The sequence below is a fragment of the Streptomyces xanthochromogenes genome (assembly GCF_014650455.1).
Lineage (GTDB): Bacteria > Actinomycetota > Actinomycetes > Streptomycetales > Streptomycetaceae > Streptomyces > Streptomyces xanthochromogenes.
Window position 1 is genome coordinate 76,215 of record NZ_BMUZ01000017.1, and the last position, 23,759, is coordinate 99,973.

A 23,759-nucleotide genomic window follows, 5' to 3' on the forward strand; every position below is an offset into this window, starting at 1 on the left:
GAACGTTCCGGTCGAGCTTGGGCGGACTCTGACGACGCGCCTCGTCAACAACTTCCCTTTTCCATCCATACGCGGGTGGAGACACTCAGGTGTGCGCAGAGAGTTGGCGATGCTCTGCCCGGACAGCGGATTCCCCCATATCGGAGAAACCCCTCCCCCATCGCTTTTTCTTGCTCGCTGCGCAAAAAGCTACGCTACGACCCTTGATCTGCTACGGAGGGCCCCGCCATCCTGAAATGGCATCTGCTACGAAAGCGTTGACTCGGCTACCAGGCCAACAGGTCTCGGTCCGAGCTAGCAATTGTCTGCAACTCTCCCTGTTCATCGAACGCCATGGAAACCTCAGATCCCTGCACCACCCACCAGAATTCGCCCGGCGTATAGAGCTCCCTACTTTCCAGGCCGAGCCCTTGCCTTCCGAGATACGCGCGGAACACTTCGAGACCAGGGGCTGGCGTCTGCATCCCGGAGCCCAAGGGCGGCGGCAACACCAGCAGGCCCGTGAAGGGGTCTGGCTCAACGGAAATGAGCCCCACGATTCCGCTCGGAGATTGCCCTAGTTGAACGTCTGAGTAAGCGGCCATGCGTGCTGCGCTGTCCGCAACGCCACTCGGCTTCCCCATGCCGTCTTCAACCTCTTGGGCTGAGGCACCCAGAGCAAGAAAGCCAAGCTGACCGGTGCGAGCGAACTCCAGGAGCACTGTGGCGTCACGAACCACCCTCGCCTCTGACTGCATCAATTCCCACTGCTCCAGACTTTTCCGGCAGTTCGTTGCCATCGGATACCCGGTGGAACCGTCCGGGTTCGCTGTTGACGGGCTTATCTGCGCCCAGCAGCGTCCGTCCCCCCGAAGGTTCCACCCGCGGGGGTACGGACGCTGCTGCAAATCGCGTGGCTAGGCGCACTCGAACGGTGAGGGCACCGGGTAGTAGGCCTCCAGGAAGGCGCGCAGTGTGCGGTCCTGTTCCGTCACGGACACCTCCGCTTCCGCGGATTCCCCGATACAGAACACCGTGCGGCCCCGGGTGGCCAAGAGACGGCTCAGGACGGTGTGGTGCTGGGCGTTGCCTACGTTGACGTAGGTGCAGGAGATCGACGACGGCGTGGACCGGCCGGTGAGGTAGCCGTAGTGGTGGTGCAGCGAGGAGGTGACGGACAGGTCCGTCGCGGCGCGGAAGGGGTTGGCGGTGGTTGCCGCGACTTCTTCGCCGAACTTCTCGCTGATCTCTTCGAGGACGCTGCGCCGCAGCGGGTGCGGAGCATGCAGGAAGCTGTGGGTGGCGATGCGGCCGAACTCGCGCTGCAGGACGGTCCTGTTGTTCTTCGCTGCCGCGAAGTAACCCTCGTCGTCGTCGGAGAGCTCGCTCGGCGGCACGGCGGTGGGCGAACGGAAGTGGTGCGCCGTCCCGTTGCTGTCGAAGAAGGCCTGCGGAGTCACCGGTCGGCCGATGAACACGTCGTCGTTCAGGTAGAGGAAGTGCTCGGCGAGACCGTCGATGCGGTGCAACTGGCTTTCGATGGCATGGGAGTTGAACGTCGGGAGCCAGCCGGGGTCGGCGAAGATCTCCCGGTGGCTGACCAGCTTGATACGGGGGTCCGCAAGCTCAAGCCAGTCGGGCGCCTGGTCGTCGGTGACGAGATGGATGGTGCGTACCCAGGGCGCATACATGGCCAAGGAGCGCAGGGAGTAGCGGAGTTCGTCACGGTTGCGGAAGCGGACGTCCCCACTGTCGGCACCGCCCGACGTGGCGATACCGGCGGCCCGCCGGGCTTCGTCGCGACGTCGCTGCCAGGCGGGGTCCGTGTCGTCGACCCAGGTGTAGACGACGTCGACGGGGAAGTCGAGGTCGTTCATGAGCCGGCCCGTGAAGGCTGCGGCGGTGGGGTGCTCGCGCTCGCCCACGCGCAGGCTCGCGGTCGCCTCCAGGCTGGGCAGGCGCGGGCCCACGAGGGTGGACCCCCGGGGCGCCTTGCGCCAGCCGGGAAACTCCTCGTCCTCGTCACTGACCGCCCAGAACTCGATGGTGCAGCCGAAGGCAGGCCCGTAGCGCAGCGTGCGGCCGGTCGTGGTGACCGGCTTGAAGAGGCGGACGCCGGCGACGTCGCCGGCGTTGCCCAGCCGCTCGGCGAGCCAGGCGCCGGGGGCGGCGCCGTTGGGTGCGATGAGTTCGGCGTAGACGGGCTTGCCGTGCAGTTCGGTCGCCAGGGCGTCCAGCGTCTGGGCCCGGCGTTCGACCTCGACGGCGATCCGGTACGAGGTGCCGCCGTCGCGCAGCAGCGTGTAGGGCACGCCGTGCGCGGTGAGCGCGTCGGTGGCCAGTTCGAGGTTCCACTCGGCCATGCGGGGGGCCAGTACGTCGTCGCGTACTTCCGCGAGACGCCCCGCGGTACGAACCAGGGTGCCGCTGCGGTCCTGGGCCTGGAGCAGCACCTCGCGTGCCTTTTGCTCGTCCGCGGACTGCGCGAGCGTGGTGACAGGGGCGCTGATGTTGAAGCTGCGGGTGCCGCCGGCAGCGATCCGTCGGGCAGTGCGGTCGGCCCGCTGGGCCAGCCGCCGGGGGTCGTCGCGCCGCGCCAGGAGGCGGGTGAACAGGGCCTCCCAGCGGCCGGCGATCTCTGTGGACCCGAACCGTTCGTGGACACCGGCGCGGGCGGCGGCACCGTACGCGTGGCGGGTGTCGTCGTCCTCCATCAGCTTGGCCATGGCCGCGGCGAGGGAGTCCTTGTCGGCGGCGGGCACGAGCAGTCCGTCGACGCCGTGGCGGATGATCTCGGCGGGGCCGGTGACGATGTCGTAGGCGACGACCGGCACACCGGCCGCGAAGACCTCCAGAAGCACCAGCGGGAATGCCTCGTTGCGTGACGGCAGCAACGCGAGCGCTGCCTTGGCCCACTCCTGTTCCATCTGGGCGGAGCGTCCGAGGAGCTGGACCCGGTCGTGGAGGGCCAGGCCGTCGATGAGACGGCGGAGGTTGACCTCCTGCGGGCCGTCGCCGAAGATCCGCATGGTCCAGTCGGGGTGGTCCTCGGCCAGCGTGGCGAAGGCCTCGATGGCGTGGTCGAGCTGTTTCTCCGGGGTCATGCGCGCGGCGAGCACGATGGTCCGGCCGCCGAGGTCGGAGCGGGGGCGGAACCCGCTGGGGACCGCGTTGGGAATGGCGACGAGTTCGGGGGCGGCCGCTCCCAGCGAGTCGGCGAACCAGTCGTTGGTCCGCTCGGTGAGGGAAACCAGGGCGTCGATGCGGGGCGCGTACACCAGGAGCGGTTCGCCGGTGGAACCACGCAACTGGGAGGCGCGGTGCTCCTGGTGGACGGTGATGACGCGGGCGGGCGCGAGCTCGGCGGCCGCCGCCATCAGGGCTGGGGTGGTGGTGATGAGCACGTCCGTGTCGAGGGCGCCGAGCGCGGCGCTCATCTCGATGTCGGACAGCCGGTCGAAGGTCGCTTCCCAGGACGGCTTGATGATCTCGCTGGGCAGCGACGCAAGCGTGCGGCACTCCTGCTCGCTCAGGTCGCTGGCGCGGACCGGCTGCTCGAACGGGCCGGTGCGGTCGACCAGGTAGCGGCGCGGAACGCTGCGGCCGATCTCGAAGAACGGCTCGGGACGCGTCTTGAAGACGCTGACGACCTCGACCTGGTGGCGGGGCATCAGGTGAGTGGCCTGGGTGTAGGCGGCCATCTCGGTGCCGCCCATTTCGTCGCCCCACGTGAGCAGGAACGTGATTTTCATCGAGTGGAGTCCTTGGCGGTGACGAAGGGGGCACAGCTGACGGCGAGGGTGCCGGCTGCGGAGAGATGGGCGTGCACGCGCAGCACACTGCCGTCCTCCAGGGCAACGGCACGGAACGGCGTGCGGAAGACGCGCTTGGGGTGACGCACGTCGGTCAGCCGACGGGCGATCCTGATCCGGGTGCCGCCGGATCGGAGCCGTACGTCCCACATCCGCTGGCCGTGGCCGCTGCGGCTCATCTCGGCGAGCGGCAGGTCGAAGGTGAACTCGGTTCCCTGCCAGTGGGTTCGTATGGGCAGGGGGGCGCCGCCGACGGTGCGGCGCACCGCTTCCGCCGCGTACGCGTCATGGGGCGGCTGGGCGGCGAGCAGTCGGCCGCGCACGGTGATGCGGTCCCACTTGAGGTCGAGCGCGGTCAGCTCGGCCTGCCGCTGGGGCGCGGTGACCTTGATCACGGCGTGGCCGTCGACGGTGCGGGCCACCCGGTAGCGCACGCCGGTGACGGGGTCCGGCGGGGTGTGCAGGGTCGGGCCGTCGCCGACGGGTGCGCTGAAGGAGGCGACCGCTGCCCGGCGTTGACGGCCCCCGCGGTCGGTGGTCACCACGGTGAGCCGCCAGATCCCGTCGCGCAGCCGAAGGCCCTTGGCCTGCGGAGCGTCCAGGCGGGCGTGACACAGCGGAGTCGTCAGCGTGAGCAAGACCCTTCCGTCCGCCTGAGGTTCCAGCTCCAGGGGGAGACGTGCGGTGCGCCCGTGGGACTCCACGAGGAGTTCGGCCTCAGCCGCGCCGTCCGCCAACGAAGGGCAGAGGAGGGCGAGGTTGAGCGTGCGGCCGCCCAGAACGGACAGATGCACGGGACGCAGCTGCGCCAGCGGACGCCCCCGGGTGCCCAACGCGGGCACCGTGTTGAGCCGTTCGGCGCGCAGGCGTGCTCGACCCGTGGCTCCCCGGGCCCATTTGGCGGCCTTCACCGCATGGGTCAGGAGGGGTTCACCCATGTCGCTCCGTTCAACGTTTCCTGCTCCGTGTTCTGTGATTCCCACCGCACCGCGTCGCCGCGGGGAGACCGGGATTCTCCAACCAGGCCAAGGGTTCGGCCGGTTTACGGACGCAGTGCGGAGGCCATCGATCAGGCTCAACCCCACAGCCCATTTCGGACATTTGCACCGATTCGCTGCGTGATGGGCCTTGACCAACGCATAAATACATTACCGTTACTTGAGCATCATCTTATATTCACCTGGGATTAACGAGACCTTCTCTTGACCAGAGGCAGGTCCGGGGGCGCCGTCCTGCTTCTTGGGACCGGCAGCAAGCAAATGGAGCGAAAAGCATGACACAGGCCCAGGGGGCGCCGACGGCGCTGCAGGCTCGGGCAGAGACGGCACCGGGGGAACACCTCGCCGGCGCCGAGCCCGGGGGGAACGACAAGGGTGGGGGCGCCGCACACAACGCCGAGAGCTCGGGTCTTGTCTCCCTCTACCGCAAGGCGCTTCCCGCCACGGGACGGCGTGCCATAGCCCGCCGCTTCTCCCCCGACCAACGACGCAGGGTGAAGCAGCGACTCACCGCCGCCTCGGCCGGCCTGCAGGCCACACACCTGCGAGCCACCACCTTCAGCGCCACCCATCGTGCGCTGATCAGCGCATCCGGTGCCGTGGTGGTCACGATCGCCGGACGCTCACGCCTCGCGCTGCCCCAGCCCCGGGTCTCACCCGAGACCGCGCGGCGAGCCAACCTGGCCACCGTCACCGAGACGCTGTCCGCGGCCGGCATCGACTACTTCTGCATCCGCCGCCAGGACCGCTCGGCCACCACCGTCGCCCTGGCCCGCGCCGACCGCGCCGCCGCCCTCGAGACGCTCAGCCGGCACTGCGCCTCCCATCCCGCGTACCTGACCGCTCCGGACGGTGGCGGAAGGGCGCACGCCGGGTTCCGGCCCGCGAGCTGGCAGCGGTACGCCCGCGCCGACGTGCTCCGGCTGTTCGCCTACCACACCGACCCGGGCAAGCACGTGGTGCTCGGCCCCGAGCACGGTTGCGACCTCGAGTTCTGGGCCGAGGACGGCGAACGACTGGTCGCGCCGCGCCGCAACTCCATCGCGGAATCCGTACCCGGCGCCGGCACCTCCGTGGAGGTTCCGGCCGAGACCTTCACGGCTCCGTACGGCACTCGCGACGCCGGCGTGATGACGGTCCGCACCCGCGAGGAGTTCACCACCGTCCTGCCGCGCGACATCACCTTCCCCGTCGACGCCGTCTTCACCTGGGTCGACGGTTCCGACCCGGCTTGGCTCGAACGCCGGTCACGCTTCTCGGGCAGCAGTTACCACGCCGAGGCCGCCAACGCCGCTCGGTACGCCGACCACGACGAGCTGCGCTACTCCCTGCGGTCCCTGGACATGTACGCACCGTGGATCCGCACCATCTACCTCGTCACCGACGACCAGACCCCCGCCTGGCTGAACACTTCCGTCCCCGGCATTCAGGTGGTGTCCCACCGAGACATCTTCCGTGACACCAGCATGCTCCCGACCTTCAACTCGCACGCCATCGAGAGCCAGTTGCACCACATCGACGGGCTGTCGGAGCACTTCCTCTACTTCAACGACGACGTCTTCCTCGGCTCCGAGCTCTCCCCCAAGGACTTCTTCCTCGCCAACGGGCTCACCCGGTTCTTCCCCTCCCCTGCGCTGGTGCCGCTGGGTCCCCCCTCGGCCGCGGACGTGCCCGTCGCCGCCGCCGGCAAGAACAACCGCGCCCTCATCCTGGAGCGCTTCGGGACCACTCCCGTGGAGAAGATGCGGCACACTCCGCACGCCCTGACCCGGAGTGTGCTGGAGGAGATCGAGGCGGAGTTCGCCGAGCAGCACACCACAACGGCCTCCCACCGCTTCCGCAGCAGCGACGACATCGCCATACCCTCCTCCCTGCACCACTACCACGCCTTCCACACCCGCCGGGCGGTCCCCGGCGACCTGCGATACGTGTACGTCGACGTCGCTCACCCGCACACGCCCAACCACCTCGACCGGTTGCTCCTCAAGCGGGACAAGCAGGTGTTCTGCATCAACGACACCACCTCCGACGAGGCCGACTTCGCGCGCAGCGACCGGTTGATCCGGACCTTCCTGGGCTCCTACTTCCCCATCCCGAGCCGGTTCGAGCGACCCCTGTGACCCGTGCCGCATCCGCCGGAGACGACCACCTCACCGCCCAGGACCCGACCGTGTCCCCTTCCCGCACCGGCAACCCCCGCCGACGCACCGTCGTCGGCGGACTCCTCGCCCTCGGTGCCGCCGCCTGCTCCCCGGGCTCCGGCTCGGACACGTCCTCGGCCCCGGCCCGCGCCGACGTGTCGGCCGACCAGGACGGGCACAGCGGAGCCCGGGTCATGCAGATCGTCGCCCACCCCGACGACGACCTGTACTTCATGAACCCGGAGCTGGCCCAGTCCATCGCCGCCAATGACCAGCTGATCAGCGTCTACCTGAACTGCGGTGAGACCGGCGGGGTCAACAAGGTCCCCGGCAGCAGGAATGCGCCCAAGCCGGACGTCGCCGCCTATGCCGGAGCCCGTCGGCAGGGTCTGCGGCAGGCCTACGCGTACATGGCCACCGGCAAGGCGAAGAGGCCGTGGAAGACCGAGGCCCTCACCCTGCCCGACGGCACCCAGGTGGAGCTCGACACCCTCGACGGACACCCCGGTCTACAGCTGGTGTTCCTCGGCATACGTCAGCACACCTCGTACGGCAGCGGCCCCAGCCAAGGGCTGCCCGAGCTGTGGGCCGATCCCTCGATCGTGACCAGCACGCTGGTCAGCACCGGCTCACCGGTCCGCGACAGCCACAAGGTCACCCGCGACAGCGTGATCGCCGCGCTGGCCCATCTGCTCGACCGTTACCGTCCCACGCTGGTCAGGACCATGGACCCGGACCCGGACATGCAGGTGCACGACGCCGCACACCGCGCCCACCACGACCAGCCCGGCTACTCCGACCACCCCGATCACACGGCCACCGCCCTGTTCACCCTGGCTGCCCTCGACCGCTACCAGGGGCCCGGGCAGGGCCGCCCGTACAGCGTGGTCTCCTACCGCGGCTACTACAACGAACGCTGGCCCCAAAACCTCCCCGAGGAGCTGGTCCGGGCCAAGGCCGACGTCCTCAACGTGTACGGCGGCTCACCCGACGGTTGCGCCTTCGCAGCCGGATGCGGCGACTACGACGTCGGCAAGGACCGCTCCTACGGCACCGGCTGGCTCCAGCGCACCTCGGTCCGCCGGCCCGCCGCTCCCGCCCTGCACCTGGACGGGGAAGGCCGGCTCACCGCGTTCGCCGTGCTCGGCGGCCGACCCGCCCTGTGGCGTGAGAACGCCAAGGGCGGCGGCACCTGGCCGGAGCCCGTCCTGTTCGGTGCCGACCGTCTGCTGCCCGGCCTGTCCGCGAACCTCACTCGGGACGGGCGCTGGCAGCTGTTCGCCCAGCGGATCGCCTCTCTCGGGCCCTCGCCCAGCCAGAACACCCGCGAGATCGTCACCACCGAACAGCGCACTGCGAACGGCCCGTTCGGCGCCTGGAGCGGCCTCGGCAACCCCGAGCGCGACCCGGACCACGGGCGCAGAGTCGGCGCTCCCGTCGTCGCCCGGGACGGCGACGGGCAGGCCGTGGTCTTCGTACGTACCTGGTCCAAGGGCATCGCGATGCGCCGCCAGCAGTCCGACGGACGCTGGAGTGCCTGGCGCGATCTGGGCGGAGCAGAGGTGCAGGAGGGCCTCACCGCGGTCACCGACGCCCTGGGCCGCGTGCACGTCCTGGCTTCCGGCCACGACACCGTCCACCACTGGACGCAGGACGAGCCCGGCGGCGCCTTCGCCTTGTCCCCGACGGGTCTGCCCGCACCTGCCGACCCCCCGACGGCAACCGCCGGCCCCGACGGAACGCTGACGGTGGCCTTCCGCGAGGCCAGGACGAGCCGCCCGCTGCTCGGCCGGCTTCCCGGCGGCGAGGGCACCTGGCGCATCGAACACCCCGGCCTCTCGGCCCGAGGGTACGGCCCGCTCGCCGTGCTCGCGCACGGGGATGAGATCCTGCTCGCCGCCCGTAACAACAACGGCACCACCAGCACGGCCACCTGGCGCCCGGGAGGCAAGGCCCGCTGGACAACCGTCCCCCACCCTGTAGCAGGCACCCAAGTCCTGGCCTCCGACGCACAGAACCGACCCGTACTGGCCCATCTCTCCCCGGACGCCACCCTCCGCATCTCGCCTGCCTCCAAGGAATCCAAGCGATGACATCCCTGCTGACCGCCCCTTCAGCCGCTCCCCCGGTGGAGGCCGCCCCTCTGGGCGGCAGGCCGAAGACCAGGCTCTACACCCTGGACGGGTTGCGGCTGCTGGCCGCGCTGATGGTTGTCTGTTTCCACTTCATAGGCTTCGACAACTGGGACGCGTCGCCCTGGGGTGCCTCGACCAGGAAGCTGTTCCCGGACGCCCACTACGCCGCCGCCTACGGCTGGCTCGGCGTGCAGCTCTTCTTCCTGATCAGCGGCTTCGTCATCTGCATGTCCTGCTGGGGGCGTTCGCTTCAGCAGTTCGCCGTCTCCCGACTGCTGCGGCTCTACCCGGCCTACTGGTTCGCCGTCCTGCTCACCTCCGGCGTACTGCTCCTGACCGGACGGCTGGACGCCGTGCCCGACACCCTCTCCAAGATCCTCTCCAACCTGACCATGCTCCAGGAGCCGATCGGCGTCGGCGACATCGATCCCGTCTACTGGACTCTCTGGGCGGAGCTGCGCTTCTACCTGCTCTTCGCCCTGGTTGCGGCTCTCGGTCTCACCTACCGCAGAGTGCTCTACTTCTGCGGTCTCTGGCTCCTGATGACCGTCCTGGCCCCGCACGCGGGCATTCCCCTTCTTGAGATCTTCGCCATGCCCGACGCCGCCCCCTTCTTCGTCGGCGGCATTCTCATGTTCCTCATGCACCGCTTCCGCCCCACCCTCGCACTGTGGATCCTGCTCGGGGCGTCGTGGATCCTCGCCCAGGGCCAGCTGCGGAACATGATGAAGTCCGCCGAGACCTCGGTCCACCACCGGCTGTCCTGGACCATCTGCCTGGCGGTGATCAGTGTCTTCTACGCGGTCGTCCTCGCCGTCGCGATCAAGCGGACCCCCCTCTTCAACTACCGCTGGCTGACCACCGCAGGCGCCCTCACGTACCCCCTCTACCTACTCCACGAGGAGCTCGGCTGGGAGATCATCCGTAGCCTCCACAGCCATGTATCGCCATGGCTCCTCGTCACCGGCATCACCGCGTTCATGCTGCTCGCCGCATGGCTCGTGCACCGCTTCGTGGAACGCCCCGCCGTCCGCGCCATGAAGCGCCGCATCGCGCCGCAGCCGGCTGCCTGATGACGTAGAACGGGGCCTGGCCCGCACCCGAGGGGAGCCGGATCCTTGTCCGGCTCCCCCTCGGCTCGTCGACGGCCCAAAAGCGCCCCGGGCCACCTGAAGCAGGGAATACCAGGGACCGTCCTCGCGGCCCTGAGACCGGCAGCAGAGGTAGCGGATCACCGGGCTGACAGCGCTTACGGGATGTGGCAGGGTCATCGGACGGTTCCGATGGGTGGGGAGGACCGTCGTGCCGCAGAACCGAGTTGAGGGCGAATCGCCACTCGGCCTGGGAACCTCGCTGACCGACAAGGGCCGCTTCCACGACGCGATCGAACCGCTGCTTCGGGCCGCCGTGATCAGCGGTCCGCCCGCTCAGCGCCGGGCAACGGCCGCGGCCACGCGTAGCGATCGCCGAGAACCTCCTCGACGGCCCCCCTGTCGCCCATGGACAACATGCCTTTCGCCGATTCGTCCGCGCCCTCCTGCTCATTAGAGACCGGGCCGTTCGGTTCTGTACCGCCAACGGCCGTTCCACGAACAGGAAGCGGCCCGCGCGCGGTGACGAACGCGGCGGCTTCCGCGCGGTGTTCGAGGCTTGCGGCGCCGCCGCTGAGCCGCCCCCTGGCCTCTCCCTCCCCGAGCACGCCCAGGGGTCAGTCGCGGGTTGTGGTCCTCCCGAAGTGCGCCGGGGTGCACAGGGCGTAGATGACGAAGGTGTCGATGGCGATCAGGATGACCGACCAGAACGGGTAGTACGGCAGCCACAGGAAGTGCGCGATCAAGCTCACGCCGACGACGAAGATGCCAACCGCCCGGGCCCACACCGCCCCGGAGAACAGTGCGCATCCAGCGAGAAGAACCACGATCCCCACGATGAGATGGATCCAACCCCAGCTGGTCAGGTTGAAGGTGAAGACGTAGTTCGACGTCCTGACGAACAGGTCGTCCTTGGCGATGGCGGCGATCCCCTCAAGGATGGCCATGGCTCCGCCGATGATCATCATGACCGCCGCGAAGAAGATCCACCCGGACTGCAACTCGTGCGGCGGTCCGGCGTCGCGGGTCCGCGCGGCCTGCGGCTGATTCACGTTGTCGGCCATAGGTGCCTCCACGGTCAGGGGGAGTCGCTCAGGCCCACTGAGCAGGCCTGTCGGCAGCTCCTTCTCCAGGCTTGCACGACGGAGCCACCTCCGCCCCCTGTACCGATCAGCACCGCCCCGTGGCGCGCCCTGCCCTCCCCGGACCCCGCCCGGCCGTCAAGGCGAGCCCGAGCAGACAAGAGGTTGCGGGCAAGTCGGATCGCCCCGTCCGTTCTGGCACCCCCGCCGCCCGCCGGCTCGGGCGGCCGCCGCTCAGGGTGCGTCCACCAGCGGAGGCTCCCCCGGAGGAACGGTCAACGCCTCGCGCAGAGCGGCGACGGCATCGGAGCCGATGCGTTCCGCCAGGACGCCTTCGATGACGCGGAGGGTGTTCTGAGCCCGCCGGTGCACACGGGCGCCCTCGGCGGTGGGGCGGATCAGGCGGCTGCGGGCGGAGGCGGGATCGGGCGACTGCTCCAGGAGCCCCATGCCGATGAGGGCGTGCACGGCCTGGTGGGCGGTCTGCCGGGTGACGCCCATGCTGCGGGCGAGAGCCGACACGGTCGTGCCCTCCTCGTCGAGGGCGGCGAAGACGGCCGCCTGCCCGACGGTGACCGGTTGCTCACCGGCCGCCCGCATGCTGGCCAACAACGCGTCGTCGAACCAGCGTTTGGCCTCGGCAAGCAGCTGGGGCAGGTTGCGTGCGGGGGTAGTCATGGCTCCTCACGGGACGGGGCTTCGAGCATAACGAGCCTGAGGGGTGACCTTCGCGATGCATGTCAGGTAACCTGACATGCATCGCCTCGTCGTTTCCCGTCCCGTTGTTCCGTCGTTCCGTCGTTCCGCCGATTCGTTGTTCCGTCGTTCCCGGAGGTTCCCCATGACCATGGAGTTCGCCCGTCCCAGCCGTCCGCGGTCGCACATTCCGGCCGAGCCCGGAAAGCCGTACTTCATCGAGAAGGGCATGGGCGACCGTGCCCACCTCTTCACCGACCTGGTCACCGTCTACGCGGGCGGCGAGCAGACGGAGAACGCCTTCAACTTCTTCACCGTCGAGGGACCCAAGGGCGATGTGATCCCGGCCCACGTCCACTCCGACACGTACGAGGTCTTCTACATCAGCGACGGCGCGGTGCGGCTGTTCGTCGAGGACCTGGAGGGCGAGCAGCACGAACGACTGCTCAGCGCAGGCGACTTCGGATTCGTACCGAAGAACTGCCCGCACGCCTACCGCATCGAGCGCCACCACAGCCGGGTCGTCGGCGTGGCCGCCGGGCCCGGCGGCACCTTCGAGCGGTTCTTCGAGAACCTCGGCGTCCCCACCGAGGAACTCGGCCTGCCGCCCGAGCCCTACGTGCCCGCACCGCAGAAGTTCGCGACCGTGCCGCAGAAATACGACGTGCGCTTCCTGCCCGAGCACCAGTGGCGCACCGGGAGCTGATCGCCCGGCAGGTCCCACCCGGCCGGCCGCCGAGAGGCCGCGCCCCACCCCGGAAAGGGCACTCATGCCGCCGACACCCGACCTCGCCGCATTCCTGGCCCCGCCCGCCCCCGAGCGGCTCCCGCTCCCGGCCGCGGCGCATCCGGCCCCTGGCGTACGTCTGCTGCGCGGTGTCCCGTATGCCTATCGGGCGGGCATCCGGCCGCTCGAACTCGACCTGTGGCTGCCTGATGAGACACACCGCCGCCCCCTGCCCGTGGTCCTCTACCTTCATGGCGGGGGCTGGCGCGCAGGCACACGTGCGGACATGGGTCCGCGCCTGCGTCACTGGAGCCCCTCCCCCTTCGCCCGTCTCGCACAGGCCGGATTCGCGGTCGCCTCCGTCGACTACCGGCTCAGCGGCGAGGCCATTCACCCTGCTCAACTCGACGACGCGACCGCTGCTCTGGGATGGCTGCACGCGCGAGCCGGCGAGCTCGACCTCGACACGCGCCGCACCCTGTCGTGGGGCGAATCGGCGGGCGCGCATCTCGCCGCGCTGCTCGCCCTGACCACTTCACTGAGCGGCTGCGTCGCCTGGTACGGGCCCACCGATCTGACCACACTTCCCGGCCAGTGCCCGCCCGGCACCTACGACGCCTCCGACCCGGCCACCCGCGAGGCGCTGCTGATCGGCGCGGCGATCAGCGATGCGCCGGAACTGGCCCGTGCCGCGAGCCCGGTCGCCCATGCGCACGCCTCGGCTCCGCCGTTCCTCATCCTGCACGGAACCGAGGACGCGCTCATTCCGCCCGCCCAAGGCGCACAACTCGCCGCCACCCTAGGCCAGTTGGGCGTCCACGCCGACTTCCGGTCCGTTCCCGGCGCCGACCACGGCTGGGCGGGACTGACGGACGACGAAGTCGAGCGGTGCTTCAGCGCGTCCGTCGACTTCGCTCACGCCTGCACCACGTCGTACTGACGAACCATCAGTTTCATCGGGCGGGGCCAACTCCCTTGATCAGAAGCCGTTCTATATGCTCTGGTGCGACTCGGGGGGGCCGAATGATGGACAGTGCGCTGGGCGAACCGGCACCAGTGGAACGCTCGCGACATGGGGCACGTGCGGCACGGGCTGCGGGCGTAGGACTCGTCTCGGTGGCAGCCTCCGCACTGACGACGTGGCTGCTCCTCGACTCCAGCACCTGCCGGAACGCGGAGGGATTTGGCTGCCTCGGCCTCGCGGTGCTGTGGTCATACGCCGTGGTATTCCTCAGTTTCCTCTTCTCATGGGCAGCTCTGCGCGTCGTCGACGTCCGGCCGGCGTGGCTCACTGCCCTGCTCGGTGTCGGCATCGGCTGCTACGTGGTCTGGAGCTTCCGCGGGGCCGGGTGGTTCTCCGGAGCGTCCTGGTACGTCGAACCCGCTTTGTACGTGGCCGCGTTCGCACTCGCGGCCTGGTTCACTCAGTCGCGCAGACCTCTGTGGCCGCGAGCCGCCGTGGTCCTCGTCCTGGTCCTGCTGACGCCGCTCGGCTCGTTCGCCGCCACGCAGTCCGCTCAGAGCAGCCAGAACAGCGAGCTGGCCGCCGCCGGCGTCTCCCTCCTGGGGCCGGACCTGCCCGCGGGCTACTACCTGAACGGTGTCGGCACCACCGGGGCCACCGCCGAAAGCCAGCCCACCTTCTACTACCGGCTCACACCCGACGGTCTGAGGAAGGGCGCGGACACCATGGACGAGCTCCATCAGGAGATCCAGGTGATCGTCGGCCCCGTGCAGCCGGGTTTCACCCCGCCCTCCCACTGCGCCGCGCTCACCAGCGTCTCCCCCGTGCCGTCACCGGCCTGCACCCCGGTGGCACCCGGAGTGTGGCGATGGTCGAACTACGACTACGTCAAGTACTTCACGCGGGTCGGTGACGCCGTCGCAGTCATCCAGGCGAACACTCCCCCGGTGAGCGACGCCTTCCTCCGAGAGCTCGCCACCACCATGCGCGTCCGCACACCGTCGTACTTCTCCGCCGGCTGAGGTCTGCCGCGGGGCCACCTGGCGGAACTGCTGTCGCGGTCGGCGGTACGGGGCGATGCGCCGCGATCGGCTGCCCGAACCGGGCGCCTCAGGCACCGGACCCTCCGGATGCTCGCGCGAGCGGGTTCCTGCGGCGACGCCTGCCGCGCGGTTCCCGGCGCGATCAGGTAGTCAGGAACGGTGAACGAGCACGCGAGCGACCCCTTCGTGCATGTCCGGGGCGCCAGTGAGAACAACCTGCGGAACATCGATGTCGACGTTCCGCGGGACGCGATGGTCGCCTTCACCGGCGTCTCCGGTTCGGGCAAGTCCTCGCTCGCGTTCGGCACGCTCTACGCGGAGGCCCAGCGTCGCTACTTCGAGTCCGTAGCACCGTACGCCCGGAGGCTGCTGCAACAGGTCGGCGCACCGCACGTGCAGGAGATCACCGGCCTGCCGCCGGCGGTGGCCCTGCAGCAGCGACGCGGGTCGCCCAGCTCGCGCTCGACGGTCGGCACCCTCACCACGCTCTCCAATCTGCTGCGCATGCTGTACTCCCGCGCCGGTACCTATCCGCCCAGGGCCGCACGGCTGGAAGCCGAGTCGTTCTCCCCCAACACCGCGGCCGGCGCCTGCCCGGAATGCCACGGACTGGGCCTCGTGCACGACGTCGCCGAGGACCTGCTCGTCCCGGACCCGTCGCTGAGCATCCGCGAGGGGGCGATCGCCGCCTGGCCGGGCGCCTGGCAGGGCGCCAATCTGCGCAGTGTCGTGAGCGGTCTGGGGATCGACGTCGACCGGCCGTGGCGCAGGCTCCGGAAGAAGGACCGGGACTGGCTGCTGTACACGGACGAGCAGCCCTCCGTGTACATCGAGCCGGAGGAGGACCGCATCGACTACGGCTACCAGGGAAAGTTCTGGAGCGCCCGCAAGCACGTCATGCACGTCCTCGCCGACTCCAAGAGCGAGAAGATGCGCGAACGGGCGCTCCGGTTCGTCAGGAGTGTGCCCTGCCCCGAGTGCCACGGCAGCGGACTGCGGGCCGAGGCGCTGGCCGTGACGTTCGCCGGGCGTTCCATCGCCGAGGTCAACGCGATGCCGCTCACCGAGGTCGTGGCGCTGCTGCGGCCCGTCGCACGGCGGCCCGAGGCCGACGCCACCACGTCGACCGCCCGGTCCGGGGAGACGACCGAGGTCGCGGTCCGGATCTGCGGCGACCTGGTCGCCCGGGTCGACGTACTGCTCGACCTGGGGCTCGGATATCTCAGCCTCGGGCGCCGCTCGACGACCCTGTCGCCCGGCGAGGCGCAGCGGCTGCGGATCGCCACCCAGCTGCGTTCGGGGCTATTCGGCGTCGTCTACGTCCTCGACGAACCCTCCGCCGGCCTGCACCCGGCTGACGCGGAACCGCTCCTCGACGTGCTGGACCGCCTGAAGGCTGCGGGCAATTCGCTGTTCGTCGTGGAGCACGACATGGACGTCGTACGGCGGGCGGACTGGGTGGTCGACATCGGCCCCGGCGCGGGTGAGGGCGGTGGACGCGTGCTGTACAGCGGCCCGGTCGCCGGGCTTGAGCAGGTCGGGGAGTCGGCCACGAGCCAGTACCTGTTCGGGCGCGCCCAGCCGCTCGATCACCGCCCGCGCACACCGCACGGCTGGCTGCGCCTGCGCGGCGTCTCCAGACACAATCTGCACGACGTGTGCGTCGACGTACCGCTGCGCGTGCTGACGGCGGTGACGGGCGTGTCCGGTTCCGGGAAGTCGACGCTGGTGACGCAGGTGCTCGCCGAGGTCGTCCGCGGCCACCTGGGGCTGGTGCCCGAGGAGCCCGACGAGGCGCAGCTGGAGGTCGACGTCCAGGACGCTTCGGGGGTCGAGTCGTTCGACCGGCTGGTCCGGGTCGACCAACGGCCCATCGGCCGAACTCCCCGGTCCAACCTGGCCACGTACACGGGGATGTTCGACGCGGTGCGCAAGGTGTTCGCGGCGACGGACGAGGCCAGGACGCGCGGCTACTCGGCGGGGCGGTTCTCCTTCAACGTGCCCGAAGGGCGGTGCGACACCTGTCAGGGTGAAGGATTCGTCGCGGTGGAACTGCTGTTCCTGCCCGGTACCTACGCGCCGTGCCCGACCTGCCGAGGCGCCCGGTACAACGCCGAAACGCTGGAAGTCACCTATCGCGGCAAGAACATCGCGGACGTGCTGGCCCTGACCGTCGACTCCGCCGCCGAGTTCCTGTCCGCCGTGCCGCCCGCTGCCCGCAGTCTGGAGACATTGCGCGAGGTGGGGCTCGGGTACCTACGGCTGGGCCAGCCCGCGACGGAGCTCAGCGGTGGTGAGGCACAGCGCATCAAACTGGCCACCGAACTGCAGCGAGCCCGGCGCGGGCATGCGCTCTACCTGCTCGACGAGCCGACGGCGGGACTCCATCCCTCGGACATCGCGTTGCTGCTGCGGCAGTTGCACCGCCTCGTCGATGCCGGCAACACGGTCGTCCTCGTCGAGCACGACCTGGACACGATCGCCACCGCCGACTGGGTCATCGACCTGGGACCGGGCGGCGGCGATGCGGGCGGCCGGGTGGTCGCGGCGGGCCCGCCCGCCAAGGTGGCGAAGGCCCGCCGCAGCGCCACCGCGCCGTATCTCGCCGCCCGGCTCGCGCGCCCCTGATGACGCGAGGGGCTGAGCACCGTACACCTGCGAGCGACCCGCCCTGGTCGGACGGCGGACGTCCGGCCGCTCAGTGGCGGGCCCGCGGCCGGACCCGCCGCTCGCGACGCGTCAGGAGGACGAGGTCGGCCGCTCCGGGGCGAGTGAGTTGCCTGCGGGGATGCGGCCGCAGTCGGAGGGCGGAGTCTTGCCGGCGAAACGGTCGTTGAGCCAGCCCACCGCGGCGGGGGCCCAGGGTACGGCGGCACCGACGTGGCTCAGCAGGTCGTACTGCTGGAACTTGATCGATTTGTTGCCGGTGCCGCAGTACTGGCGGGCCAGGGAGCGCACGTCGCCGGCGACCATGACTCCGTCGCCCGTTCCGATGCCGGGAAGATTGCTGAAGGTGCCCTCCAGCACACCGGCGTTGCCCTGCGCGATGAACCCGGGGACGGTCGGGGTCGGGGCCGAGCCGAGGTTGAGCTTGTTGACCGCCTGGATGAACTCGGGCACGGAGTTCGGGTCCGCGTACTCCGGCTTCGCCAGCTTCTTCCACGTCAGACCGGGATACTGAGCCAGGGCATTGGCGATCGAACCAGTCTCGAGCTTCTTGTAGACGTCCAGGCCGTAACTGCTCATATAGGGCTTGAGGTCGATGCCGTACGAGCGGGAGGCGCCGATGAGAGCCATGGGGATGACCCCGGCCCATACAAGGCTGCCGTCCACGTACTTGAGGTTGTGCGCCGGGTCCACCAGCAGCCCTCCCTCGGTGAAGCCCACCAGGTTGCGGTTGATTTCCGGCGCGTAGCTCGGCGCGAGGGTGGCTGCCCATTGGGTGGCGATGGCGCCGCCCGAATAACCGATCAGGCCGAACCGGGTGGCGGCGTTCATGCCGGTCGCCGGGGACCTGCCGACGGCCCGGAGCGAGTCGAGGGTCGTCGTGCCGTACTCCGGACCGGCCGCGAAGTCGGCGGTCTGCCCCTCGGTGTCCGGTACCACGACGTCGTAGCCCTGCAGCAGGAACGGCACCAGTACGAGAGATTCGGCGTTGGGGATGACACCGCCGAGGCTGACGTCACCCGCGATCGCCCTGGACGGGCTGTCCGCGGGGTTGAGGGAGTCGTACGCCGACTGGTACGACACCGCCTTGCTGCCGTCGCCGCCGGGACTGCGCACGACCGAGGTCACACCGGCCGAGGGGCGGCCCTGGGCGTCGGTGGTGCGGTAGAGCAGCTGGATCGCTTTGACCGGTGTCGGGATGCCGAGGACGTGGTACTGCAGGATTCGCGTCTTCAGGACCGTGCCGGGGGCGAACGACGACAGTGGCTCGCTGCCGTCGTAGACGTAGAACGAATCGTTCGCCGCGGCTCTTGCCGAGGTTGCGCCGGATGGGGCAGTCGGAGCGGACTGGGCAGCCGGTGCAGCCACCGCGGTTGCCGCCGACGCGGCGGTGACGGTCAGGGCCGTGACGACTGCGGTTGCCATGTGCCGTAGCGCGGCTGCGTGCATGACGGACTCCCTCGGCTCGCTGGGTGGATCACAGGGGCGGAAGATACGTGGGGTTACTGGAGGTAACCGGACTGCAAGTTACCAAGAGGTAAGTCTGTTGGACAGAGACCGGACAGAATTTTGTGACGCGAAGGGGAAGGGGTTCGCCTTCGTCCGCACCCCTCCGGCGGAGCCGTCACGCCCCGGGCAGTGCCACCGGTAGTCGGCGGATGCCGCCCCAACTCGCGCCAGGGGACGCCCGAACCGGCGGCTGCGCCCGGCGGGGTTCCCGGCAGCCCAGGAGGTCCAGCCGGATCGGAGTGGCCCGCCCGCACAAACAACGACGGGCCCTGCGGCGGGTCAACAGGGCTGACGCGCCGTCCGAGTCTCGTCGGCGTTCCGGATCACGCCCACCACCCGTGGAGGACGTCCCGCGAGGCGGGTGCGCCGCCGTGCGCCCGCGGGCAAGGGAACGTCTGCGTGCGCGGCCTTGCCGCCTCGTGCTGTCGGCCCGGGCGGGACGGACACAGGCGACGGTCAGGCCCTGCGACGGGACCCACAGCCGCACAGGCCCGCCGCTGTCTCCGGTCTTTGCCCCGCGCAACACAGGCACGCACCCGCCGACGTGGGACCGTCCCGCTGCCGTGCCGCTGCCCCGCTGGAATGCGGCCGTCCGGGTCTACCGGTATGAATGAGACAGGACATCCATGATCGGAGTGACGCATGGACGACTATCCCCTGCTCAACCTGTTCTGGACGATGCTGTGGCTCTTCCTGTGGGTCATGTGGTTCTTCCTGCTGTTCAAGGTGGTCACGGACATCTTCCGGGACCATGGCCTCGGCGGCTGGGCGAAGGCTGGGTGGCTCGTGCTGGTGCTCGTACTGCCCTACCTCGGCGTCCTGGTGTATCTCATCGCGCGCGGGAAGAGCATGAGCGCGAGGGATGCGAAGCACGCCAAGGAGCACGAGGAAGCCGTCCGTCAGTACATCCAGAAAACGGCGGGGTCCGGAAGCAACTCGGTGGACGACCTGAGCAAGCTCGCTGAGCTCAAGGACAAGGGCCACATCACTCCGGAGGAATTCCAGCGCGCCAAGACCAAGCTGCTGGCCTGACACCCGACACACACCCGGGTGCCTACCTGGGTACCGGCTCGCCCTCCCCCACCGCGGTACGCGGTGTCGTGGAGCACGAGGACAACGGGCGCCTTGTCAGTACGCCGTCGCCCTGGGGATGCACAAGCCAACACCCCATGTACTGGACGTGACAAGGAAGTTGGTCCGAAAACAGCCGGAGCGACGACAGCGCGGGCGCCACCCTGAAGGGGGCGCCCGCGCTGCGTTGCCGCGCGTGCCGCCGCACTGGACCGGACGCTACGTCAGGTCGAGCACTGCGTCATGGCCGGTGTCAGGCGCGGATGGTCAGCCACGCGCCGAGACCGCTGCATCCACGTGCGTCGTACGTGGTACTGCGGTAGCCCGCCGGGATGGGCGAGTACGGGCAGGTCCAGATGCCGTTGCGCACCAGTTGGTGGTACCAGCCGCCCACCCCGCTGCAGCCGTTGCGGTCGTAGTTGGTGATGACGTAGCCCGACACGATCGGCGACCCCGAGCAGGTCCATATCCCGTCACGAACGGGCTGCTGCAGCCAGGCACCCGCGCCGTTGCATCCGCTGCTGTTGAACATGGTGATGACGTAACCGGGCGGGACAGCCACCCCGGGGCAGGTCCATCCCCCCACCGCGGCAATCCGCGCGCTACTGTCCACGGCCCCGGCCGTGCCGGCGCCCACACCGGTGAACACCGCCGCGAGCAACGCGACTACCCCTGCCAGCGCCGCCATCCTGCCGCGGAACAGCGCTGACACGGAACGGCTCCATCTGTGACCGACTTGGCCCATCACTGCACACCAGTCCTCTCGGTTCGCTCAGTTGCCACACCAACCGGCCCAGCCCTCTGGACGGAGCCGGCCGACCGCCCCGTCATTCCAAGCGGGCGTCGAGGCTGAACCTAGATGCCAAGACCCCCGACCCGCCTCAAGCAGGTAGTGGCGGTGGTCCGGTTCGAGCCACTGGCAGCACATGCCCCGGGCAATCCCATGGCTATCGACCTGCCGCCATCAAGGAAGACCGGCAAGGAAGCCCGGGCGCCTGCCCCGACGACGGCACCACTGCACCGGCCCGTCCGAACGACGACACCACAGGAGCAGACATCCTCCAGGGACAGTCACTCACCGAATTGCGAAGACCCACCCGGCAACACGCCAACTCCCGGCGTCCCGTTGCGTCCTACTTCTTCTCTGGCTCCCAAGCGCGGAGCAGGTCGAGCAGACCTGCGTCTCCGTCAACGCGCAAGGAGTCGGCCTGGATCCGGTCGTACAGGTAGAGGACCAGTTCACTGGCCGTGCCGTGGACGGAGGCGCCGGCCGCGTCCGATTCCTCTGCACGCGCGGCGGTGGGCGCGGGGATGCGGGTGGTGCGTGCGCCGTCGCCGTCGACGGTGAGGCGCCAGGAGCGACCCTCGGCGGCGTGGAAGTCGAACGCCGTGGGCTTGTGCGCCCATGCACTCGGCGTTCCGCAGACGGTGAAGAGGAACTCCTCCACGCCGTCGAGTGCCGGCTCGACCGGCAGCGGCTGCGGGGCTCCCCCGGCGAGCTGGGCGTCGCAGGTGTGCACGGCGGTCTCCTGGACCCGGTGCCGGGCGACCGCGCCGGAGGTCGGCGGTGACTGCGAGGCGGGCCACCACGTCCAGCAACCGCTCTCCGGTCCCGCCGCCCGCAAGGCGCCCAGCAGAAGCCGCGTCGACTCCTCCAGCCAGGCCAGCAGGGCCGCACGCTCCTGCGGCACTTCCAGCGCGGCGCGCGCGGCGACGGCCTCGGCCGGGGGAGCATCGGCAGACCCCGCGCCGACGATGGCGGCCCAGAAACGGTCTCCCCCACCCAGGTGCTTCACCAGATCGGACAGTGTCCACCCGGGGCAGCTCGGCACCTGTGCGTCAAGACCGGGCGCCGCGGCCACCACGGCACGGAAGGCGGTAGACCGCTCATCGATCAGGCGCAGCAGGTCGGAGAACTCATAATTCATTTCCACGCCGGATGTCTATCACCGTGCTCCGGGGATCGGACAGCGATTTTCGCGGTCACGCCGGTTGGCCCTTGCGGGCGCTCTCGCCTCCCACCGCTCCGGCGACAAGCTGCGTACTTCTGCGAGAAATGGAAGGCCTGGTTCCTCTCTCAGAGCCGTCCCCGGCTGGAACCGCCACGTACCGAACCAATCACGACCGCCGCCCGGGCCGAGTCGGCACAGGAACCAGCACATCCCACACATGCCCGTGACATCACTCACAGGTATTTCACAGACAGTGGGGGCAACTTTCCTCAATTGCCCGAATTCTACCCCTCAGAGCCAGTCCCGAGGTAGCCATATCTCCTATTCCTGTTGCTCATTGCCACTTACGATTCACGAACTGTCGCACCTGCGTGGAGCAATGCCGCCGAGCGACTCCCACTTTCTTTCAGACCCAGAAGAGGGCTGTTCGTGCAGATCCGTCGAATTCTCGCTACAGCGGTCGTGGCCGCCGTTACCACTCCTGCCGCGATGCTGTCCGTCTCACCGGCGTTCGCCGACACCAACCCGGCCGCCCAGACCCAGAACAAGCCCTCCATCGCCGAGCTCGAACAGGCCGTCAAGGACGCTCAGAAGACCTACGACGACGCGGTCGTCACCGAGAAGGCGCTCGTCCAGTCGCTGCGCGATGTAGAGGACCCGAAGCATCCGCTCAACGTGGCGTTCGCCGCCGCGGAGAAGGCGGCAGGCGCAGCGGCGGGCAAGAAGTCCGCCGCCGACCAGGCCGTGACCGACGCCAAGGCGAAGCTCGCCGCTGCCGTGAGCGACGAGGACAAGGCCGCCGCGCAGCAGGCCCTCACCGACGCCGAGGCCGCCGCCCAGACCGCCGCGGACGCGAAGACCACCGCCGACAACAAGCTGGCCGACGCGGGCAAGGCGCGGGCCGACGTCGAGGTGGAGATCTCCAAGAAGATCAACAAGGCGCAGAACACGATCAAGGACGCCCTCGCCAAGAAGACGGCCGCGGAGGCGGCTCTCGCCGACGCCAAGAAGGAGGCAGGAAAGGGGGACTGCGTTCCCACGGGCACGCTGACCGCCGCAGCCGTCGGACTTCCCTCCAAGATCGGCGCGGGAACGACGGTCGACTTCACCCTCCGCCTGAACAACAGCACGGGCCGGACCCTCGACCAGGTCGTCCCCACCGCCTACCCGCACGCCACGGACAAGAGCGGCACCAAGAGCGTCGACCAGCTGCTGCACCTCCAGTGGTCCAACGGCACGGGCTGGCACGACATCGACTCCCAGCACCACGCCGGCGCGGTCAAGGCGCTCCGGACGGGTGCGCACGCGGACGTCAAGCTGCGCCTCACCCTCGACGCCTCGGCTCCGGTCGACGGTACGGGCGTCGTGTTCGTCAACGCCGACTACAAGAACAACGACGGGTCCTGCGGCGGGGTCCCGGACGCCGGCATGTATCCCTTCCAGATCACGGCGGTGGGCAGCAAGCCCTCCACCGATCCGGCCAAGCCGATCTCCACCCCGTCGACGCAGAACACCAAGTCCCCGGCACCCGCGGGAGCCAACGGCAGCACCGGCGGCTCCAACGGGACCACAAGCGACGCCAGCGGCTCGCTCGCCAAGACCGGCTCCTCCTCTGCGATGCCGCAGCTCGCCCTCGCGGGTGGTGCCGCGGTCGCGCTGGGTGCCGGCGCCGTGTACGTCGTGCGCCGCCGCAAGACGACCGACAACGCCTGACGGAACCCCTGAGTCACCCGGGGCTCTCCCGCCACGTCGGCGGGACAGCCCCGGCACGGCTGTTGAGGGGCTGCCCCACAGGCCGTTCAGCGGGCCGGGGCCGCCGTCGGGGCGGAGCCGACCGGCCGACGTGGGCCATGACCCGCTCCGTTCATCACCACCCGACGGAAGGCCGCCCG

Annotated in this window: 17 protein-coding genes; 9 read left to right on the top strand and 8 right to left on the bottom strand. The window is 69.6% G+C overall.

The window, feature by feature from the left end; translation table 11 throughout:
- Window positions 1-266: 266 nt before the first annotated feature.
- From IE267_RS35010 to IE267_RS35020, 3 genes are all read right to left on the bottom strand, one after another.
- Window positions 267-779, bottom strand: coding sequence for a hypothetical protein (locus tag IE267_RS35010; protein WP_189765989.1), 513 nt, complete (start codon window positions 777-779; stop codon window positions 267-269).
- 117 nt (window positions 780-896) lie between these two features.
- Window positions 897-3,731 carry a stealth family protein gene (locus IE267_RS35015; RefSeq protein ID WP_189765990.1) on the bottom strand — a complete coding sequence of 945 codons (2,835 nt, stop codon included), beginning with the start codon at window positions 3,729-3,731 and terminating at the stop codon, window positions 897-899.
- Entirely contained in the window at window positions 3,728-4,729 is a 1,002-nt protein-coding gene (locus IE267_RS35020; protein WP_167151324.1) for a hypothetical protein, read from the bottom strand. The genes IE267_RS35015 and IE267_RS35020 overlap by 4 nt, the downstream gene beginning before the upstream one ends.
- Window positions 4,730-5,064: 335 nt before the next feature.
- Here IE267_RS35020 and IE267_RS35025 point away from each other — a divergent pair, with 335 nt between their 5' ends.
- Genes IE267_RS35025 through IE267_RS35035 form a run of 3 tightly spaced genes read left to right on the top strand, consistent with a single transcriptional unit; the run spans window position 5,065 to window position 10,138 of the window.
- Complete coding sequence (locus IE267_RS35025; protein WP_189765991.1) at window positions 5,065-6,909, top strand: stealth family protein; 1,845 nt, start codon at window positions 5,065-5,067, stop codon at window positions 6,907-6,909.
- 50 nt (window positions 6,910-6,959) lie between these two features.
- Window positions 6,960-9,023 (top strand): PIG-L family deacetylase, encoded by a 2,064-nt coding sequence (locus IE267_RS35030; RefSeq protein WP_189765992.1) that lies wholly within the window; start codon window positions 6,960-6,962, stop codon window positions 9,021-9,023.
- The gene (locus IE267_RS35035) at window positions 9,020-10,138 is read left to right on the top strand and encodes an acyltransferase family protein (protein ID WP_189765993.1); all 1,119 of its coding nucleotides are present in this window, start codon (window positions 9,020-9,022) and stop codon (window positions 10,136-10,138) included. The genes IE267_RS35030 and IE267_RS35035 overlap by 4 nt, the downstream gene beginning before the upstream one ends.
- Window positions 10,139-10,773: 635 nt before the next feature.
- Here IE267_RS35035 and IE267_RS35040 read toward each other — a convergent pair.
- Together IE267_RS35040 and IE267_RS35045 are read right to left on the bottom strand one after the other, a co-directional pair.
- Window positions 10,774-11,220, bottom strand: coding sequence for a DUF7144 family membrane protein (locus IE267_RS35040; RefSeq protein WP_189765994.1), 447 nt, complete (start codon window positions 11,218-11,220; stop codon window positions 10,774-10,776).
- A 252-nt stretch (window positions 11,221-11,472) separates the two neighbouring features.
- Window positions 11,473-11,916 (bottom strand): MarR family winged helix-turn-helix transcriptional regulator, encoded by a 444-nt coding sequence (locus IE267_RS35045; RefSeq protein ID WP_189765995.1) that lies wholly within the window; start codon window positions 11,914-11,916, stop codon window positions 11,473-11,475.
- 163 nt (window positions 11,917-12,079) lie between these two features.
- Between IE267_RS35045 and IE267_RS35050 the strand changes: the two genes are divergently transcribed.
- From IE267_RS35050 to uvrA, 4 genes are all read left to right on the top strand, one after another.
- Window positions 12,080-12,640: a quercetin 2,3-dioxygenase gene (locus tag IE267_RS35050; RefSeq protein ID WP_189765996.1), complete on the top strand. Its 561-nt coding sequence runs from the start codon at window positions 12,080-12,082 to the stop codon at window positions 12,638-12,640.
- Window positions 12,641-12,704: 64 nt separating this feature from the next.
- Window positions 12,705-13,601, top strand: coding sequence for an alpha/beta hydrolase (locus IE267_RS35055; RefSeq protein WP_189765997.1), 897 nt, complete (start codon window positions 12,705-12,707; stop codon window positions 13,599-13,601).
- A 176-nt stretch (window positions 13,602-13,777) separates the two neighbouring features.
- Window positions 13,778-14,647 carry a hypothetical protein gene (locus tag IE267_RS35060; RefSeq protein WP_189765998.1) on the top strand — a complete coding sequence of 290 codons (870 nt, stop codon included), beginning with the start codon at window positions 13,778-13,780 and terminating at the stop codon, window positions 14,645-14,647.
- Window positions 14,648-14,827: 180 nt separating this feature from the next.
- Entirely contained in the window at window positions 14,828-17,296 is a 2,469-nt protein-coding gene (gene uvrA / locus IE267_RS35065) for an excinuclease ABC subunit UvrA (protein WP_189765999.1), read from the top strand.
- Between the two features lie 111 nt (window positions 17,297-17,407).
- Here the strand turns inward: uvrA and IE267_RS35070 are convergent, their stop codons facing one another.
- Entirely contained in the window at window positions 17,408-18,784 is a 1,377-nt protein-coding gene (locus tag IE267_RS35070) for a lipase family protein (protein WP_189766000.1), read from the bottom strand.
- 702 nt (window positions 18,785-19,486) lie between these two features.
- Between IE267_RS35070 and IE267_RS35075 the strand changes: the two genes are divergently transcribed.
- A complete protein-coding gene (locus IE267_RS35075) occupies window positions 19,487-19,876 on the top strand; it encodes an SHOCT domain-containing protein (protein ID WP_167151345.1) in 390 nt (129 codons plus the stop codon).
- Between the two features lie 292 nt (window positions 19,877-20,168).
- Here IE267_RS35075 and IE267_RS35080 read toward each other — a convergent pair whose 3' ends face one another.
- Window positions 20,169-20,627: a hypothetical protein gene (locus IE267_RS35080; RefSeq protein WP_229861606.1), complete on the bottom strand. Its 459-nt coding sequence runs from the start codon at window positions 20,625-20,627 to the stop codon at window positions 20,169-20,171.
- 421 nt (window positions 20,628-21,048) lie between these two features.
- On the bottom strand, window positions 21,049-21,843 hold the full coding sequence (locus tag IE267_RS35085) for a maleylpyruvate isomerase family mycothiol-dependent enzyme (RefSeq protein WP_189766041.1): 795 nt from the start codon (window positions 21,841-21,843) through the stop codon (window positions 21,049-21,051).
- Between the two features lie 486 nt (window positions 21,844-22,329).
- Here IE267_RS35085 and IE267_RS35090 point away from each other — a divergent pair, with 486 nt between their 5' ends.
- Complete coding sequence (locus IE267_RS35090; protein WP_308428877.1) at window positions 22,330-23,580, top strand: LPXTG cell wall anchor domain-containing protein; 1,251 nt, start codon at window positions 22,330-22,332, stop codon at window positions 23,578-23,580.
- The last annotated feature ends 179 nt before the right edge of the window (window positions 23,581-23,759 follow it).